17 protein-coding genes and 1 pseudogene are annotated in these 18,336 nt (G+C 67.2%); 10 read left to right on the forward strand and 8 right to left on the reverse strand.

Annotated elements, in window-relative coordinates; translation table 11 throughout:
* Positions 1-41 precede the first annotated feature (41 nt).
* The 7 genes from BCY78_RS03755 to BCY78_RS03785 all read right to left on the reverse strand — a co-directional run bounded on the left by BCY78_RS03755 (position 42) and on the right by BCY78_RS03785 (position 8,158).
* The gene (locus BCY78_RS03755) at positions 42-1,490 is read right to left on the reverse strand and encodes an NAD-dependent succinate-semialdehyde dehydrogenase (protein ID WP_068298057.1); all 1,449 of its coding nucleotides are present in this window, start codon (positions 1,488-1,490) and stop codon (positions 42-44) included.
* 62 nt (positions 1,491-1,552) lie between these two features.
* Positions 1,553-3,223 (reverse strand): BCCT family transporter, encoded by a 1,671-nt coding sequence (locus BCY78_RS03760; protein WP_068298060.1) that lies wholly within the window; start codon positions 3,221-3,223, stop codon positions 1,553-1,555.
* 72 nt (positions 3,224-3,295) lie between these two features.
* Positions 3,296-4,762 (reverse strand): aldehyde dehydrogenase, encoded by a 1,467-nt coding sequence (locus BCY78_RS03765; RefSeq protein WP_068298062.1) that lies wholly within the window; start codon positions 4,760-4,762, stop codon positions 3,296-3,298.
* 38 nt (positions 4,763-4,800) lie between these two features.
* Positions 4,801-5,838, reverse strand: coding sequence for an LLM class flavin-dependent oxidoreductase (locus tag BCY78_RS03770; protein ID WP_068298066.1), 1,038 nt, complete (start codon positions 5,836-5,838; stop codon positions 4,801-4,803).
* A 1-nt stretch (position 5,839) separates the two neighbouring features.
* Entirely contained in the window at positions 5,840-6,760 is a 921-nt protein-coding gene (locus tag BCY78_RS03775) for a flavin reductase family protein (protein WP_068298068.1), read from the reverse strand.
* The gene (locus BCY78_RS03780; protein ID WP_068298070.1) at positions 6,757-7,584 is read right to left on the reverse strand and encodes an alpha/beta fold hydrolase; all 828 of its coding nucleotides are present in this window, start codon (positions 7,582-7,584) and stop codon (positions 6,757-6,759) included. Before BCY78_RS03780 ends, BCY78_RS03775 begins: the two co-directional genes overlap by 4 nt.
* Positions 7,556-8,158, reverse strand: coding sequence for an amino acid synthesis family protein (locus BCY78_RS03785; protein ID WP_068298074.1), 603 nt, complete (start codon positions 8,156-8,158; stop codon positions 7,556-7,558). Before BCY78_RS03785 ends, BCY78_RS03780 begins: the two co-directional genes overlap by 29 nt.
* A gap of 103 nt (positions 8,159-8,261) precedes the next feature.
* On the opposite strand from BCY78_RS03785, the gene BCY78_RS03790 reads away from it, so the two are divergent.
* The 5 genes and pseudogenes from BCY78_RS03790 to BCY78_RS24525 form a co-directional block, all read left to right on the forward strand.
* Positions 8,262-8,951, forward strand: a complete 690-nt coding sequence (locus BCY78_RS03790; RefSeq protein ID WP_068298077.1) for a GntR family transcriptional regulator — start codon at positions 8,262-8,264, stop codon at positions 8,949-8,951.
* Between the two features lie 2 nt (positions 8,952-8,953).
* Complete coding sequence (locus BCY78_RS03795) at positions 8,954-9,241, forward strand: DUF1330 domain-containing protein (protein WP_068298078.1); 288 nt, start codon at positions 8,954-8,956, stop codon at positions 9,239-9,241.
* A gap of 20 nt (positions 9,242-9,261) precedes the next feature.
* Positions 9,262-9,666, forward strand: coding sequence for a carboxymuconolactone decarboxylase family protein (locus BCY78_RS03800; RefSeq protein WP_068298081.1), 405 nt, complete (start codon positions 9,262-9,264; stop codon positions 9,664-9,666).
* A gap of 45 nt (positions 9,667-9,711) precedes the next feature.
* A complete protein-coding gene (locus BCY78_RS03805) occupies positions 9,712-10,395 on the forward strand; it encodes a pentapeptide repeat-containing protein (protein ID WP_068298085.1) in 684 nt (227 codons plus the stop codon).
* Positions 10,353-10,760, forward strand: a pseudogene (locus tag BCY78_RS24525) (type III glutamate--ammonia ligase); the annotation flags it as partial. The gene BCY78_RS03805 and the pseudogene BCY78_RS24525, both read left to right, overlap by 43 nt.
* A 61-nt stretch (positions 10,761-10,821) precedes the next feature.
* Here the strand turns inward: BCY78_RS24525 and BCY78_RS03815 are convergent.
* The gene (locus BCY78_RS03815) at positions 10,822-11,784 is read right to left on the reverse strand and encodes a GlxA family transcriptional regulator (RefSeq protein WP_068298091.1); all 963 of its coding nucleotides are present in this window, start codon (positions 11,782-11,784) and stop codon (positions 10,822-10,824) included.
* Positions 11,785-11,887: 103 nt separating this feature from the next.
* Between BCY78_RS03815 and BCY78_RS03820 the strand changes: the two genes are divergently transcribed.
* The 5 genes from BCY78_RS03820 (at position 11,888) to purU (ending at position 17,899) form a co-directional block, all read left to right on the forward strand.
* Positions 11,888-13,138: a sarcosine oxidase subunit beta family protein gene (locus BCY78_RS03820; RefSeq protein WP_068298094.1), complete on the forward strand. Its 1,251-nt coding sequence runs from the start codon at positions 11,888-11,890 to the stop codon at positions 13,136-13,138.
* Positions 13,139-13,148: 10 nt separating this feature from the next.
* Complete coding sequence (locus BCY78_RS03825) at positions 13,149-13,430, forward strand: sarcosine oxidase subunit delta (protein WP_068298097.1); 282 nt, start codon at positions 13,149-13,151, stop codon at positions 13,428-13,430.
* Positions 13,427-16,366, forward strand: a complete 2,940-nt coding sequence (locus BCY78_RS03830) for a sarcosine oxidase subunit alpha family protein (protein WP_068298100.1) — start codon at positions 13,427-13,429, stop codon at positions 16,364-16,366. Before BCY78_RS03825 ends, BCY78_RS03830 begins: the two co-directional genes overlap by 4 nt.
* Entirely contained in the window at positions 16,359-16,913 is a 555-nt protein-coding gene (locus BCY78_RS03835) for a sarcosine oxidase subunit gamma (RefSeq protein WP_068298102.1), read from the forward strand. The genes BCY78_RS03830 and BCY78_RS03835 overlap by 8 nt, the downstream gene beginning before the upstream one ends.
* A 101-nt stretch (positions 16,914-17,014) precedes the next feature.
* The gene (gene purU / locus BCY78_RS03840; protein ID WP_068298103.1) at positions 17,015-17,899 is read left to right on the forward strand and encodes a formyltetrahydrofolate deformylase; all 885 of its coding nucleotides are present in this window, start codon (positions 17,015-17,017) and stop codon (positions 17,897-17,899) included.
* Positions 17,900-18,336 lie beyond the last annotated feature (437 nt).

Genomic DNA, 18,336 nt, shown 5'->3' on the forward strand with positions numbered 1-18,336 from the left:
ATCGGCCGCTTTCTTGTGTCGCGTCGATGGCTGCGACGCTGTCAGACGGAGAGGCAGCAGTACTTGAGTTCGAGGTAATCCTCGATGCCTTGCCGCCCGCCTTCGCGTCCGGTACCGGATTGCTTGATCCCGCCAAACGGCGCCAGCTCGGTCGAAATGAGGCCGGTGTTGACGCCGACCATGCCGTATTCCAGCCCCTCCATCACCTGCCAGCTGCGCGACAGGCTGCCGGTATAGACATAGGACGCTAGCCCGAAGTCGGTGTCGTTGGCTGCCGCCAGAACCTCGTCCACGGTCTGGAAGCGGAACACGGGGGCGAGGGGGCCGAAGGTTTCCTCGCGCGCGACGGCCATCTCGGCGGTGACGCCCGACAGCACCGTCGGTTGGAAATACGTTCCTCCCAGCGCATGCGCGGCCCCGCCGGTGACAAGCGTCGCGCCCTTGGCGGTCGCGTCGCTGACATGGTCGCGCACCTTCTCCACTGCGGCGGGGCTGATCAGCGGGCCGATGGCGGTGCCGGGCGCGAAGCCGTCACCCACCGGCAGGGCGGCCACGGCGGCGGCCAGCTTGGCCACGAAAGCATCGTGCACCGCGTCCTGCACATAGATGCGGTTGGTGCAAACGCAGGTCTGGCCGGCATTGCGGAATTTCGACAGCAGGCAGCCTTCGACGGCCGCATCCAGATCGGCGTCGTCGAAGACGATGAAGGGCGCGTTGCCGCCCAGCTCCAGCGACAGTTTCTTGATCTGCGCGGCGCCCTGACGCATCAGGATCCGCCCGACATTGGTCGAGCCGGTGAAGCTGATCTTTCGCATCCGGGGATTGTCACAGAACTCCTGCCCGATGGAGGCGGCCCAGGTCGAGGGCAGCACTGACAGCAGACCATCCGGCAGGCCTGCTTCCTGCGCCAGAAGCGCGAGGGCGAGGGACGACAGCGGTGTCTCGGCCGCCGGTTTGACCACGATGGCGCAGCCCGCGGCCAATGCCGGCGCGGCCTTGCGGGCGATCATCGCGTTGGGGAAATTCCACGGCGTGATCGCGCCCACGACGCCGACCGGCTGGCGCAGGACGATGAGCCGCTTGTCGGACTGATGGCCCGGCAGGGTCTCGCCATAGAGACGCTTGGCCTCCTCGGCGTAGAATTCGATGTAGCCGGCACCATAGAGGATCTCGCCCTTGGCCTCGGCCAGCGGTTTGCCCATCTCGGCGGTCAGGATCGTGGCCAGATCGTCGGCATGGGCGATGACCAGATCGTGCCAGCGCCGCAGAATCGCCGCCCGGGCCTTGCCGGTCTGCCGGGCCCAGTCACGCTGCGCCTGGGTCGCGGCCTCGATGGCCTGCGCCGCATCCTCGGGCGTGCAATCCGTGACCTCGGCCAGAAGGGCGCCGGTGGCCGGGTTGGTCACCGCGAACCGCTCGGCCCCGGCATGGGGCCTGCCGGCGAGGAAGGCATCGGACAGCAAAAGGTCGGGGCGCGAGAGCGGCAGCATGGGAACTCCGGGGAAAAGCAGGGGGGACCGGGGCCGATGAGGGGCCCCGGTCCCGGTCAGGATCAGGCGCGAAGGTCAGCGCGCAGCGAGGTGCCATCCGGGGCCTCGCCATGCGGCTGAGGGCGGGCCGAGGCATCATCGGCCAGCGATTTCACGATGCCGGCGGCCATCAGCAGCACCAGGATCGAGATCGGCAGCGCGGCGGCGATGGCGGCGGTTTGCAGCGCGGTCAGCCCGCCGGCCATCAATAGCGCGGCCGAAACGATGCCCTGCGCGGCGCCCCAGACGATGCGGTGGCGGCGCGGGGGATGCGGGTTGCCCATCGACAGGATCGTCGTGACGACCAGCGTGCCGCTGTCCGCGCTGGTGATGAACCAGGTTGCCAGCAGGAACGTCGCTAGTGCCGTCACCGCCCAGGACAGCCACCCGCCGCCCGCGAGCAGGTCGATGGTGCCGAACAGGGTGCCGCCGAGGTTCCAGTTGTTGACCATGGCAATCAGCCCGGCGGTGCCGACGCCGCCCTCGGCCGTCATCTCGATGTAGAGCGCGTTGCCGGCGAAGATGGCGATCCAGGCGAAGGCCATGACGGTCGGGACAAGAAGCGCGCCGAACATGAACTCACGGATCGTCCGCCCGCGCGAGATCCGCGCGATGAACATGCCGACGAAGGGAGCCCAGCTCAGCCACCAGCCCCAGTAGAAGATCGTCCAGCCGCCCTGCCATGCCACGTCACCCGGCGCCGAGGCGGTCCAGAAGCCCATCGGCACGAACTTGGTCACATAGGCGCCGATCGAGTTCAGGAAGAAACCGGCCAGCCATTGCGTCGGGCCGGCGAAGAGGAAGAAGCCGAGCAGCAGCAAGGTCAGAAGGATGTTCCATTCCGACAGGATGCGGATGCCCTTGCCGATGCCCGACACCGCGCTGATCGTGGCGACGACCGAGACCGCGAGGACCAGCGCCACCTTGGTGCTGGTGCCGGTCGAGAGGCCGAACAGCGCGTTCAGGCCCTCGGCCATCTGCGTGGCGCCGAGACCCAGCGAGGTGGCGATGCCGAACACGGTGCCGAAGATCGCCAGCAGGTCGACGGCATGCCCGGCGGGACCGTAGATGCGCTCGCCCAGCACCGGGTACAGGGCCGAACGGAAGGTCAGCGGCAGCTTCTTGCGGAAGGCGAAATACCCCAGCGCGAGGCCGGTGAGGGTGTAGATCGCCCAGCCATGCAGGCCCCAGTGGAAATTCGTCACTAGAACCGCGTCGACGGCGCGCGACAGGTCCATCGTGCCATGGCCGGCGGCATCGGCGAAGGGATTGTTGGGATAGCCCCAGCCTGCGGCGGTGTCGAAATAGAACAGCGGCTCGGCCACGCCGAAGAACATGATCCCGATCGAGATCGAGGCCGAGAACAACATGGCGAACCATGAGAAATTGCCGAACTCAGGCCGGCTGTCGTCATCGCCCAGCCGGATCGAGCCGAAGCGGCTGAACATCAGGAAGGCGCAGACGCCCAGCACCACCACGACGACGCTGATATAGTACCAGCGCAGGGCGCTCTCGAACCAGCTGCGGATGCCGCCGAAGACTTCGCCGGCGAAATCGACGTTGAGGATCGTGAACAGCACGAAGGCCGCCACCATCGCCTTGGCGGCGATGCTCATGCCGCTGTGCAGGCCCTTCATCGGGCCGCTCGAAGCCACCCCGCGCCCTTGGGGCGCAGGTTCGAATTTGTCGTCCATCTGCTCATAACCTCCCAGTATGTCGACGGAATTTGCGGGGCTCCTCGGCCCCGCCGGGGTCACGCGCCGGGGTCAGCGCATGACGAAGGGATCGGGGATCGGATCGTCGCTGACCCGCAGCCACACGGTCTTCACCGTGGTATAGTCCAAAGCCGCCTGCAGCCCGCCCTCGCGCCCGTGCCCGGACAGGCCGTGGCCGCCGAAGGGCGCCATCGGGCTGACGGCGCGGTAGGTGTTGACCCAGACGATGCCGGCGCGAATGGCCCGGATCATCCGGTGCGCGCGGGTCAGATCGCGGGTGAACACGCCCGAAGCGAGGCCGAACTCGGTGTCATTGGCCAGCCGGATCGCTTCGGCCTCCGTGTCGAAGCCTTGGACCGAAAGGACCGGGCCGAAGAACTCGGTGGTCAGGCAATCCGCGCCCGGCGCCTCGGTGCAATCGAGGATCGTCGGTTCGAAATAGAAGCCGTCGCGCGCGGGGGCCTTGCCGCCCGTGACCAGCTGCGCACCTTGTGCGACCGAGCGCGCGATCAGCGCCTCGGCATGCTGGCGCTGGCGGGCGCTGCACAGAGGGCCGATCTCGGTCGTCATGTCGCCGGGCGCGCCGAGGACGATGGCCTCGGCCTTGCGGCGCAGACGGTCGAGGAACTCGGCCCGGATCGAGTTCTGTACCAGCAGACGAGAGCCGGCGACGCAGCTTTGGCCGGTTGCGGCGAAGATGCCGGCGACCTGCGCATTGACCGCGCTATCCAGATCGGCGTCCTCGAACACGATGAAGGGCGACTTGCCGCCCAGTTCCAGCGAGACCGAGGCAAGGTTCTCGGCCGTGTTGCGCACGATGTGACGTGCGGTCTGCGGCCCGCCGGTGAAGGCCACATGCGCGACCTTCGGATGCTGGGTCAGGACCGATCCGCATTCCGCGCCGAAGCCGGTGAGGATGTTCAACACGCCCTTGGGAAAGCCCGCCAGATCGAAGATCCGCGCGAATTCCAGCATCGGCGCGGGGCCTTCCTCGGAGGCTTTGAGCACCACGGTGCAACCCGCCGCCAGCGCCGGCCCGATCTTGACCGCCGACAGGAAGAGTTGCGAGTTCCACGGCACCACGGCGGCGACCACGCCCACGGGTTCGCGACGCAGCCAGACCTCCATGTCCGGCTTGTCGATCGGCAGATGTGCGCCCTCGATCTTGTCGGCTAGGCCTGCGTAATAGCGATAATATTCCGCGACATAGGCGATCTGGGCGCGGGTCTCGCGGATGATCTTGCCGGTGTCGCGGGTCTCGATCTCGGCGAGACGCGGGGCGTTCTCGGCCAGAAGATCGGCCAACCGATGCAACAGCTTGCCGCGCGCGCTGGCGGTCATGCCGGCCCATTCCGGCGACAGGAAGGCCCGATGCGCGGCCTCGACGGCGGCGTTGACCTCGGCCGTGCGGGCCTCGGGCATGGTGGCCCAGGGCGCGCCGGTCGAGGGGTCGAGGCTGTCAAAGCGCGCCGCGCCCTCGACGAAGGCGCCGTCGATATAGAGTTGGTAGTCCTGCATGGGCGTCCTCCCTTGGTCGGCCAGTCAGACGGTGGACGTCAGGCGAAGGCGGGCATCACCTCGGTGATGAACCGCTCCAGCGAGGCCTTCTTGCGCGCGAAGCTCATGCCGGAATCGATCCAGAAGGCATATTCATCATAGCCCATCGCTTCATAGTCCTTCAGCCGCGCGATGACGGCGGCGGAGTCGCCGATCACCAGATCGCGCATCATCGCCTCGGGCGAATAGAAGGGATGGGCGGCGATCTCCTCGTCGCTCAGCGGGGCGATGAGACCCTGCGTGATCTCGCGCTTGTTCATGAACCACGCGCCGAAATAGTTGTAGAAGCGGTTCAGCTCCTCGGCGGCCTGCTGCGCGTCCTCAGCCGTGTCGGCGACGTAGGTGTGCATGAGCAGCATGATCTTCGGGCGCTTCTGGTCGGGATGCGCGGCGCAGGCGGCGTCGAAGGTGTCGATCAGGTGCTTGATCTCGGTCTCGCCCTTCCACAGCGGCGTCACCTGCACGTTGCAGCCCTGCGCGATGGCGAATTCATGGCTGTTGGGATCGCGCGCGGCGACCCAGATCGGCGGGCCGTCCTGTTGCAGGGGCTGCGGCGTCGAGGTGGTCTTGGGGAACGAGTGGAACTCGCCCTCCTGCGCGTAATCGCCCTTCCACAGGGCTTTGACGGCAGGCACCAGCTCGCGCATGCGCTGGCCGGCTTCCCAGGCGTCCATGCCGGGCCGGATGCGTTCGTATTCAAAATTATAGGCGCCGCGCGCGATGCCCAGCTCCAGCCGGCCGTCGCTGATGATATCCGCCATCGCGGCCTCGCCGGCCAGTCGGATCGGATGCCAGAACGGCGCGATCACGGTCCCGGTGCCAAGGCGCACGTTCTTCGTCCGGCGGGCCAGATCGACGAGGTTCAGCAGCGGGTTCGGCGCGATGGTGAAGTTCATGCCGTGGTGCTCGCCGGTCCAGACGGCATGCATGCCGCCCTCGTCGGCGATCTGGCACAGCGCGATGAACTCGTCATAGAGCTGGCGCTGGTTTTCCTCGGGCGAGATGCGCTCCATATGCGCGAAGAGCGAGAATTTCATGTCAGTTCACTCCCTTGGCGATCGCGCGGACCTGGCCGCGGCTCTCGTTGCCGTAATAGACGCCGAAATTGCCGATGCGCGCTTCGTCGGCGAAGCGTTTGAGCATCGTGCACAGGGCGGGGTCATTGATATCCATCAGGGTCGAGGGGATCAGGTCGGTGAAAGCCCCGACCGCTGGCGTGCCCGGCTCGGCCTCGCAGAGGAAGGTGATGTGCTGGCAGCCCCGGCGCAGATCCTCGTAGACGGCGTAGATGAAGCCCGGTTCCGCACGCAGGCCGGTCGCGTCGATCAGCCGGGCGAGGGTGGCCGACACGCCTTCCTTGCCGGCCCGCGATTCCGGCAGCGACAAGGTGCCATCCTTGGCCCCCACGAGCAGCACGCGGTCGTCTTGCTTGATCAGGGCCGAGACCATGATCTCTGTCCGGCCTTCCAGCGCTTCGACTTCGCGCGAGGGGGTGACATAGGCGCCGCGGGCATAGCCAAGGCCGGGCGTGGGCTCGGCATGGAATGCCTGCACCGCGCCGATCAGGATCACATGGTCGCCCGCCGGCACCGCGCTGTGAAGCGTGCAGTCGAACCACGCCGAGACGCCGCCGATCACCGGGTTGCCCGCCGGGCCGTCCTGCCAGTCCAGATCGGCGAAGCGGTCGGCAACGGGACGGGCGAAGGTGTTCGAGATGTCCTTCTGCCCCTCGGACAGGATGTTGACGGCAAAGCCCTTGCCGCCCGCGAAGGCGTCGTAGTTCTTCGAGCTGTTGGCGAGGCAGACCAGCACCAACGGCGGGTCCAGCGACACAGACGAGAAGGAATTGGCGGTGAAGCCCAGCGGCGTGCCCTCGGCGTCGCGGGTGGTCACCACGGTGACGCCGGTCATGAAGGTGCCGAACGCGTTGCGCAGGGCGCGGGGATCGAGAGCGGTCATGCGGTTTCCTCCTGCGTTTCGGGCGTGGCCAGCCAGTGGCGGAGCGCTGTGTTCACCGCCTCGGGGGCGGTCAGGTTGACCATGTGGCGATGGCCGTCGATGACCTCGGCCCAACCATGCGGGGCGGCCTCGGCCATGGCGCGGGACATTGCCGGCGAGGAATTGAGGTCCCCGCTGCCGGTCAGGGCCAGAAGCGGACAGCGGATGGCGGGGAAGCGGTCGGCATAGGTGTCATCGCCCTGCGCGAAGGCGCCATAGGCGGTGGCATAGCCCGACAGCTCCACGCCGCGCAGCCAGCCGTCGACCTTGGCGCGCGCGGCCTGTTCGGCCTGCGAGGTGCCGAACCAGCGGTCCAGCGGCGTGTCGTGGTCGACCTGACCGGCGCGCAGCAGGCTGGCCCGACCCTCGACCGCCGCGCGGGCGGCCGGGTCGCGGCGGAAGACGCCGTTCACCAAGGCGACGCGCGCGACCTTATCGGGATAGGTGGCGGCATAGCCGCCGGCGATCAGCGCGCCCATCGAATGCCCGGCGAGGCTGAACCGGGTCAGCCCCAGTGCCTGCACTGCGCGGTCAAGCCAGGCAACGTAATCCTCCAGCTGCGCGCCTTCTGGCAGGGGCGAGCTGCCGCCGTGGCCCGGCATGTCCAGCGCATAGACGTGGTGGCTGTCGGACAGGGCGGCGATCTGCGGCTCCCAAGCGGCGGATTGCAGCCCGACACCGTGGATCAGCACCAGCGGCGCGCCGGAACCGGCCTGCCGGTAGCCCAGCCGCCCCGTGCCGCCGGGCAGCGACAGCTCAGACGGCGGCGGGGTTGTCGACGTCATGGCCCAGTTCCTTCAGATCCTGATAGCGGTCGCCGATGCGGTGGTGCGGGCGCCCGCCGATCGAGGCCCCCAACGCGATGACGATCTCATCGGCGGCAGGGGCGTCCGGGATGGCCAGCTGGATCGTCAGGTAATGGCTGCGGCGCCCGCCGTCGTTCTTGTCCATCAGCGGGATCATCAGCGGCGCGTTGGCCGGACCGCGGGTGTTGCAGAACGCCAGATAGGACTTGGCGCCCACGGCCTCACGGTAGTGGTTGCCGAAGCGCAGGGTGTGGATCAGCGCCGAAGCGTGCTCGACCTCGCCGTTCAGGCCGACGATGGCCGACTTTCCGTAGCCTTCGACCTTGTCGCCACCGCCGGCGGCGTCCAGCACCATCTTGGTCAGCAGCTGGCCAAGGCCCGGCGCGCAATCGTGGATTTCGGGGCGCAGATCCTCGACGAAGCCACGGCCGGCCCAGGGGTTGGTGATGACCGCCACCGCCGCGATCATCTTCAGCGGCACGGGCGCCGCCTTGCCCCCTTCGATCAGGGTCTCTTCGACATGCAGCAAGGTTTTGCGGATTTCGGCCGGCATCTGCCCCTCCTCAGTGATTCGTCTCCGTTGGTAGGATGGAATACCGTAATACAACACGACAATCAACCTTGCCGCCGGCAGACGCGGCTGCTACATCGAAGGCATGGAAAATCGTGGCCTTAACAAGATCGAGCTGCAGCCGACGACGCTGCGCGACATGGTGCTGGAGCGCCTGCGCGACGCCATCATCGGCGGCACGTTCAAGCCCGGCGAGCGGTTGATCGAACGCGTGCTGTGCGAGCAACTGGGTGTCAGCCGGACCGTGGTGCGCGAGACGCTGCGCTATCTCGATGCCGAGGGGCTGGTCGAGCTGCAGCCGAACCGCGGCCCGATCGTGGCGCGGCTTCGCTGGTCGGACGCCCGGCAGATCTATGACATTCGCCGCATGCTGGAGACAGCCGCGGCTCAGGCCTGTGCCGAGAACATGTCGCCCGCGCGTGAGCGCGACCTCCGCGCCGCACTGGCCGAGATCAAGGCCGCGGCCGCGCAGCAGGCGACGGGCGATCTGTTCCGCGCGACCACGCGATTCTACGGCATCATCTTCGACGGCGCTGGCCACAGCATCGCATGGGAAATCGTGCAGCGGCTGAACGGCCGGATCTCGCGTCTGCGGATCATGACGCTGACCAGCGACACGCGGAACACGCCCGGCCCGACGCATATGCAGGCGATCTGCGATGCCATCGCGCGCCGCGACCCCGAGGCCGCGCGGCAGGCCGTCGAGGCCCATCTCACCGATGCCAAGCAGGTGGCGGAAAAGCTGCTCGCGACCGAGGAAAAGGCGAGCGCCTGACCATGCCCAAGGCCTATTGGATCGCCCGCGTCACCGTCACAGACCCAGAGGCCTATGCCGGCTATCAGGCGCTGGCCCCTGCCGCTTTCACCCGGCACAACGCCCGGTTCCTCGCGCGCGGCGGTCAGACGGAAATGCTGGAAGGCCCGGATTGGGAGCGCCATGTGGTGATCGAGTTCGACAGCCTCGACGCGGCCCGCGCCTGCTACAACTCGCCCGAGTATCAACAGGCCCGCGCCCGTCGCGACGGCGCCTGCCGGGCCGAGATCTTCATCACCGAGGCCCTGTAAGGTCCAAGCGGAGGATTAGGATGGACAGCTTTGACGAAGACCTGTTCCTGAAGGGGCTTGAGCAACGCAAGGCCACGCTGGGCGCCGAGTATGTCGAGCGTAATCTCGCCGCCGCCGATGACTTCACCCGCCCGTTCCAAGAGGCGATGACGGCGTGGTGCTGGGGATTCGGCTGGGGCGACGAGGTGATCGACGCCAAGACGCGCTCGATGATGAACCTCGCGATGCTGGGGGCCTTGGGCAAGATGCACGAATGGGAGCTGCATTGCCGGGGCGCCCGCACCAACGGGGTGACGAAGGACGAGATCCGCGCGATCATCCATGTGATCGGCATCTATTGCGGCGTGCCGCAGGCGCTGGAGTGCTTCCGGGCCGCTCGCAAGGTGCTTGACGCCGAGGCACAGCCCGAGACCCCCGCCGAATAGCGCCCTGCGTCTTGTCGGCCCCGCCGGGTTCTGGGACAAGGCGGCATGAGCGACATGCAGATCCTGACCGGCGAAAGCCTCGACCGCGCCACCCTTCTTCGGCTGGCCGATGCCGGCGAGCCGGTTACCCTGACACAATGCCGGTTGGATGGCGTGGACCTGTCGGACCTCGACCTGACCGGCTGGCGGTTTGATCGTTGCAGCCTGCAGCATGCGCAGTTCAACGCCGCGCGCCTGGAAGACGCCACGCTGCTGAATTGCCGCGCCGCCGGGGCCAGTTTTCTGGGCGCCAGCCTGCTCGATGCGGTGATCGAGGGCGGTGATTACAGCAACGCCAGCTTCCTCGGCGCCACACTGACCGATGCCCGCGTTTCCGGCTGCAAGATGACCGGCGCGGATCTCACCGATGTGCAGGCCATCGGCCTCACCCTGCGCGAGGTGCTGCTGGTGATGGCGATCCTGCCGCGGCTCTCGTTCCGGAAGGCACAACTATCCGGCGTCGATCTGAGCGAGGCGGACCTGCGGGGCTGCGATTTCCGCGATGCCGTGTTCGAGGATTGCTCCTTGCGCGATGCCCATCTGCCCGATTGTCGCTTCGACGGGGCGGATCTGCGCGGGGCCGATCTGGGGGGCATCCGCCTGACCGACGCGCGGCTGTTCAAGGGGGCGGTGATCTCGAAACGGCAGGCCGGGGAATTGCTGGGCCAGCTGGGTCTGCGCGTCCTCTGACAGGCGGGCATTTCCTCGGCGGGATCATGAAACACGCCAAGGCGCTGGCCGCGATCACCAACCCAACCGTCAACAGCTACAAGCGGATCAACCCGCCGCGCACCGCCTCGGGCGCGACTCGGGCGCCGAATACCGTGACTTAGACGGGCAACAACCGCACGCATATGGTCCGCGTGCCGGGTCCGGGCCGGTTCGAGCTGCGCTTGCCGGACGGGGCTGTGAACCCCTACTTGCTGCAGGCCGTGATCATTGCAGCGGGCCTGTCGGGCATCCGCTCGAATGCCGATCCCGGCAAGCGGTGGGAGGGGAACAGCTTCGTGTCCCATTTCACCGCTTGGGAGCGTGAGCACACCCTCGATATCTGACGACCCTTCCTGTCCCGGTGACTTCCGCCGGAGCAACTCTCAGGGGGCCAAGGGCCGCTTTTCAGGCGCGCCCCTCGGCCGTGGCATTTTGGCGTTCCGCGCGTGGGTTGTGGCCGAACCGGCGGCGGAAGGCATCCGAGAAATGCGCCTGCGTGGCAAAGCCCGCCATCGGTGCGATCTCTCCCATCGGCAGGGCGCTGCGTCGCACCAGCTCGCGCGCGACGTCGAGGCGCAGGTTGCGATAGACCTCAGCCAAGGGCGCGCCAAGGTGCTGGCCGCTCAGCCGCTGCAACTGCCGTTCCGACAGGCCTGCCAGCGCCGCTAACTGGCCCACGTCCAACGGGTCGGCGACATGGGTTTCCATCAGTTCCAGCGCCGCGCGCAGGGGCGCGGGCAGCGCGGCATGCCCCGGCCCGCCCCTGCCCATCTGCGGCGCGTCCGAGGGGCGCAGATCAGTCTGGATGAACCAGTCAGCAATGCGCCGGGCAAAGGGCGCGCCATGGTCGCGGGCGATGATCGCGTGCATCATGTCCAAAGGCGCCGTGCCCCCGGCGCAGGTATAGCGGTCGCGGTCGATGACGTAGATCCGCTGTTCCAGCAGAGCATTCGGGGCCTCGGCGCGCATCGCCTCGCGGTAATGCCAGTGCAGGGTGAAGCGCCGCCCCTCCATCAAACCGGCCCGCCACAAAAGCGCCGCCCCGCCCGAGATCCCGCCAAGCGCCACGCCCGCGCGGTCGGCTCGTCGCAGCCAATCGGTCAGGCGGGGATCGCGCGGGGCCAGATGATCTCCGCCCGCGACAACGAACACCATGTCCAGATCCGAGGGATCGGCGGGCAGGGGGGCCGCGTCGAAACCATTCCCCAACGAGGCCGCGACGCGCCCGCCCTCGGGCGACAGGACCAGCAGGTCATAGAGCCCGGCGCCGGACAGGTGGTTGGCCGCGCGCAGCGGCTCCATCGCCGCCGCCGTAGAGAGCAGGGCGAATCCGTCGAGCAGAAGGAAGGCGATACGCTTTTGCGACATTCCGGCAGAATTCAGAAAAAGAACGACAGTAGCAAGAAAGAAAATACCCTATCGCCCCGCCTAATCTGCCGGGAAGGAACAGGACGACCAAGGAGTCGCGTCGATGAAATTCTCCGGATTCCGGGTATTTGCCGAGGCCATGCGCGGCCACAAGGGGTGGCGTCCGCTGTGGCGCGATCCGGAGCCGCAGCCGGGCTATGACGTGGTGATCGTCGGCGGCGGCGGGCATGGTCTGGCCACCGCGTTCTACCTGGCCGAGGTGCACGGCATCCGCCGCGTCGCGGTGCTGGAAAAGGGGTGGCTGGGCTCAGGCAATATCGGGCGGAACACGACGATCATCCGCTCGAACTACCTGCTGCCGGGCAATCAGCCGTTCTACGAATTCTCGATGAAGCTGTGGGAAGGGCTGGAGCAGGCGATCAATTTCAACGCCATGGTCAGCCAGCGCGGCATCCTGAACCTGTTCCACAGCGACGGCCAGCGCGACGCCTATCGCCGCCGGGGCAATGCCATGCACCTGTCCGGCGCGGACGCCGAACTGCTGGATCAGGACGGCGTGCGCCGGATGTACCCTTGGCTGAATTTCGACAATGCGCGCTTCCCGATCAAGGGCGGGCTCTTGCAACGCCGGGCCGGGACCGCGCGGCATGACGGCGTGGCCTGGGGCTATGCCCGCGCCGCCGATCAGCGCGGGGTCGATCTGATCCAGAACTGCGAGGTGACGGGCTTCCGCATCGAGAATGGCACGGTCCGGGGGGTCGAGACCTCGCGCGGTTATATCGCGGCGGGCAAGGTCGGCGTCGCGGTGGCGGGCTCGTCCTCTCGCGTGATGGCGCAGGCCGGGATGCGCCTGCCCATCGAAAGCCATGTCTTGCAGGCCTTCGTGTCCGAGGGGCTGAAGCCCGCGATTGACGGGGTCATCACCTTCGGCGCCGGGCATTTCTATGTCAGCCAGTCGGACAAGGGCGGGCTGGTCTTCGGCGGCGATATCGACGGCTACAATTCCTATGCACAGCGCGGCAACCTGCCGGTCGTCGAGGATGTGCTGGAAGGCGGCATGGCGCTGATGCCGCGCATCGGTCGGGCACGCCTTCTGCGCAGTTGGGGCGGGGTGATGGACATGTCGATGGACGGATCGCCGATCATCGACCGCACCCCGGTCGAGGGGCTCTATCTGAATGCCGGCTGGTGTTACGGCGGCTTCAAGGCGACCCCGGCCTCGGGCTTTGCCTTCGCGCATCTTTTGGCCACCGGGCAATCGCATCCGACGGCCAAGGCCTACCGGCTGGACCGCTTCGCGCGCGGTCATGTCATCGACGAAAAGGGCGTCGGCGCCCGCCCCAACCTGCACTGAGACCGCACCCATGCTGATCCCGCACCCCCTTCTCGGCCTGCGCGACGCGCAGGAATTCACCTATCTCGGCGACGCAAGCCTGATCGACCGGCCCGAGGGCAGCGACGAGGCCGCGCTGGCCGATTACGTCTATCTGCGCGACAACCCCGCCGGCCTGCACCGCGAATTGTGGTTCCACGAACAGGGCGACCGCTCGTGGCTGGTCGTCACCCGCAACACGCTGACGCATGAGATCGTCTCGGCCGAACTGGCCCGCGACGTGGCCTTGGCGCGCAAGGAGGGCGTGGCATGACCCGTCTGACCGGAGGGCTGATCGACCGCAGCCAGAGCCTGAGCTTCACCTTTGACGGGACGCGCTACACCGGCCATCCCGGCGATACCCTCGCCTCGGCGCTCTTGGCCAATGGCGTCCGGCTGGTGGGGCGCAGCTTCAAATACCACCGCCCGCGCGGCATCGTCGCGGCCGGGTCCGAGGAACCCAACGCCATGGTCACCCTGCGCGAGGGCGCGCGGGCCGAACCCAACACCCGCGCCACCATGGCCGAGCTGTTCGACGGTCTGAGCGCGCGCAGTCAGAACCATGTGGGACCGCTGAGCTTTGACATGCTGGCGGTGAACGACCTGCTGTCGCCCTTCTTCGCGGCGGGTTTCTATTACAAGACCTTCATGTGGCCCCGGGCCTTCTGGGAAAAGCTGTACGAGCCGGCGATCCGTCGCGCGGCGGGGCTGGGGGCGCTGTCGGAACAGGCTGATCCTGATGCCTATGACCGGGGCTTCCTGCATTGCGACCTGCTGATCATCGGCGCGGGCGCGGCCGGTCTGACCGCAGCGCTGACCGCTGGCCGTGCAGGCGCGCGCGTCGTTCTGGCGGACGAGGATTTCCGCCTCGGCGGGCGTCTCATGGCCGAGAGCGACCTGTTGGACCACGCCCCCGCGACGCAATGGATCGCCTCGGTCGAGGCCGAACTGCGCGCGCTGCCCAATGTCCGCATCCTGCCCCGCACCACGGTGTTCGGCGCCTATGACCACGGGATCTATGGCGCGGTCGAGCGGGTCGCGGATCACCTGCCGACGCCGGGCACTCTGGTTCGGCAAACGCTGTGGCGCATCACTGCCAAACGCGCGGTGCTGGCCGCCGGCGCGACGGAGCGGCACATTCCTTTCGCCGATAACGACCGTCCGGGCGTGATGCTGGCCGGCGCGATGCGCGCCTATGCGAACCGTTGGGCGACCGCGCCGGGGACCAAGGGCCCGGTCGCGATCTTCACCAACAATGACGACGGCCACCGCACGGCGGTCGATCTGATGGCCAAGGGGGTGCCCATCGCCGCCGTGATCGACGCTCGCGCGCGGTCCGAGGCGCAGGGGGATTACCGGGTCATCGCCGGCGGCATGGTCACCGGGACGCGCGGACGGCTGGGGCTGCGGTCGATTGCGGTGCAGCATTCGGGCGGCAGCGAAAGCCTGTCGGTCGGCGCGCTTGGCGTCTCGGGCGGGTGGAATCCGAATGTCCATCTGGCCTCGCATCATCGGGGCCGCCCAGTCTGGGACGAGGCGCGGTTGGCCTTCCTGCCGGGGCAGGGCGGTCCGGGCGGGTTGATCGCCGCCGGGGCCTGTGCCGGGCAGGGCTCGACCGTCGATGCCTTGGCGGATGGTCATCGCGCTGCCGTGCAGGCGCTGGCCGATCTGGGGCTGACGGCCCCGGCGCTGGCCCTGCCGCATGCCCATCCCCGGGCCGAGAACACCGCGCCGATCTGGCATGTGCCGGGCAAGCGCCGCGCCTGGGTTGATTTCCAGAACGATGTGACGGTCAAGGACATCGCACTGGCTCATCAGGAGAACATGCGCCCGGTCGAGCATCTGAAACGCTGGACCACGCTGGGCATGGCGACGGATCAGGGCAAGACGGCGAATGTCACCGCGCTGGCGGTCATGGCCGAGCTGACCGGCAAATCGATCCCGCAGACCGGCACCACCATCTTCCGCCCGCCCTATACCGGCGTGTCGCTAGGGGTGCTGGGCGGCGGCGATACCGGGACGAACTTCCGTCCCCGCCGCCTGACGCCGACCCACACTTGGGCCAAGGCGCAGGGTGCGGTGTTCGTCGAGGTCGGCCCGTGGATGCGCGCGCAATACTTCGTCCGCCCCGGCGAGACGTATTGGCGCCAGTCGGTCGACCGCGAGGTTCTGGCCGTCCGTTCGGGCGTAGGTCTGTGCGACGTGACCACGCTGGGCAAGATCGACGTGCAGGGCGCGGATGCGGGGCTGTTCCTCGACCGGGTCTATGCCAATGCGATGGCCAGCCTGAAGGTCGGCATGGTGCGCTATGGCCTGATGCTGCGCGAGGATGGCACGCTTTATGACGATGGCACCTGCGCCCGGCTGGCCGAGGATCACTACGTCGTCACGACGACCACCGCCAATGCCGGGCCGGTCTATGCGCAGATGGAATTCGCCCGCCAATGCCTGTGGCCCGATCTGGATGTGCAGCTGATCTCGACCACCGATGCCTGGGCGCAGATCGCCGTGGCCGGACCCAAGGCCCGAGCGCTTCTGGAGCGTGTCGTCGACGGCTTCGACCTCTCGAACGAGGCCTTCCCCTTCATGGCCTGCGCCCCGCTGACCGTTTGCGGCGGCACCCGCGCGCGGCTGTTCCGGATCTCGTTCTCAGGCGAGTTGGCCTATGAGCTGGCGGTGCCCGCGCGCTACGGCAATGCCTTGATGGCGCGGCTGATGGAGTTGGGCGCGGATCTGGGCGCCACGCCCTACGGAACCGAGGCGCTTGGCGTGATGCGGATCGAAAAGGGCCATGCTGCCGGGGCCGAGCTGACGGGTCAAACAACAGCGCAGATGCTGGGGCTGGGCAAGATGGTGTCCAAGAAGAAGGACGCGATCGGCGCCGTCATGTCGCGGCGCGGTGGCTTGGGCGACGATTCAAGGCGGCTGGTGGGGCTTGTGCCCTTGGACGCGTCGCATACCGTCACGCCCGGCGCGCATCTGTTCACGGCCGGGGCGCATCCCAGCATGGACAGCGATCAGGGCTGGGTGACTTCGGCCGCCTATTCGCCGCATGTGGGATCATCCATCGGGCTGGCTTTCCTTGAGCGCGGCGATGAGCGGATGGGCGAGGTCATCACCGCCGCCAACCCGCTTCAGGGCCAATCCGTCGCTGTGAAAGTCGTGTCTGCGCATTTCGTCGATCCCGAAGGAGGCCGCCTGCGTGCTTGATCTCATCCCCCTTTGCGCCCTCGGCGCCACGACCCCGCAAGAGTTCCGTCAAGGCGCGCTGACCCTGACCGAGATGCCCGAGACCGGCCTTGTCTCCTTGACCCTCCAGCGCGGCGCGGCGCGACCGGCTTTGGACCTGCCTGAACCCGGTTTTTGGGCGGCAGGGGCGGGGCACGCCGCCTTCTGGACCGGCCCCGGCCAATGGTTCATCGAACTGCCGGGACGGGCGCAGGAAGATCCGATCCCGTTCCTGGCGCCGCAGGCGCCGGGCTGTTCCCTGACCGAACAGACGGATGGTTGGGTGCTGTTCGAGCTGCAATCGTCACAGGGCGCGGAGGCGATCGAGGCCTTTCTCGAACATGCGGTGAACCTCGATCTTTGCAAGATGGGGCCGGGCCGGGCCACCCGCAGCGTGATCGAACACATGGGCGTCTACCTGCTGCGCCGCAGTGACGACCGGCTGGCGATCTGGGGCATGCGCTCGGCCGCCGAAAGCCTGTGGCACGCCTTGACCACTCTCGCCCGACGACAATCCGCGCGCGGCTGACGCTCTGGGGCTTCGGCCCCCGACATCAATACCTCACGACCCCAAGCTCAGCCCGCGCGTCCGAAGGCGCGCGACCGATCACTCACAGCCAGGGAAATGCCATGACCAAATATGCCCTCACCGTCACCTGCCGTTCCACCCGTGGCGCCGTGGCTGCGCTGACCGCCTATCTTGCGCGGATGGGCTGCAACATCACCGATTCCGCGCAATTCGACGACCCCGAGACGGGCCGGTTCTTCATGCGGACCTCGTTCTCCTCCGAAGAGGGGGCGGGGCTGGAGGCGCTTCAGGCCGGAATGCCCGAGGTGGCCGAGCCCTTCGCCATGGACTGGGCCTTCCATGACGAGGCCGAGAAGATGAAAGTGGTCATCATGGTCTCGCGTTTCGGGCATTGCCTGAACGACCTGCTCTATCGCTGGCGTATCGGCGCCTTGCCGATCGACATCGTCGCGGTGATCTCGAACCATATGGATTACCAGAAGGTCGTGGTGAACCATGACATCCCCTTCCACTGCATCAAGGTCACCAAGGAAAACAAGCCGCAGGCCGAAGCCGCGATCCTGCGCGTGATCGAGGAGACGGGGGCCGAACTGGTCGTGCTGGCGCGCTACATGCAGGTGCTGTCGGACGCGATGTGCGAGCGCATGTCCGGGCGGATCATCAACATCCACCACTCCTTCCTGCCCAGCTTCAAAGGCGCGAACCCCTACAAGCAGGCCTTCCAGCGCGGGGTGAAGCTGATCGGGGCCACGGCACATTACGTCACCGCCGATCTGGACGAGGGGCCGATCATCGAACAGGACATCGTGCGGATCACCCACGCGCAAAGCTCGGACGATTACGTGTCGCTGGGCCGGGACGTGGAGGCGCAGGTCTTCGCCCGTGCGATCCACGCGCATATCCATCACCGGGTCTTCCTGAACGGCAACAAAACAGTGGTCTTCCCCGCTTCGCCCGGCGGGCATGCCTCGGAACGCATGGGCTGACGCGCCCTTGCTATCCGTCTTGACGGGCCGCCTTCCGGGACACGGAGGCGGCCCTTTCTCGTGGCATGATGTCCGTGCGTCGCCGCCGCGCCCCGCCTGCAAATTTGTCTATTCGGTCCAATTGGTTCTGCGTGGCTGAACTGTGATGGGCGGCAGGGTTTGCGGCCAGCGGCCCCGGTCGCGCTGCTTGATTCCATGCGGCGACTCACCCCAGATTCGGTCCTTCATGCCTTGGTCGACAACCGCGATGCGTCCTTGTTTTGCTGCATTTCGCGCGTCTCAGCCCAATTCTTCAGCATTGCCCCCGAGAGGGCCCTTGAATCGTCTTAACCACCCCTCAGGATCGCCCCTGAAAAGAAAAATTATTGACCCATGGTGATGTCGGGGCGTGAAATCGAGGGATCCAGTGAGCCAATTCACACAATTGGTGCAGACCA

Origin of the sequence: Pararhodobacter sp. CCB-MM2 (assembly GCF_001691415.1) — a bacterium.
Taxonomy (GTDB): domain Bacteria; phylum Pseudomonadota; class Alphaproteobacteria; order Rhodobacterales; family Rhodobacteraceae; genus Pararhodobacter.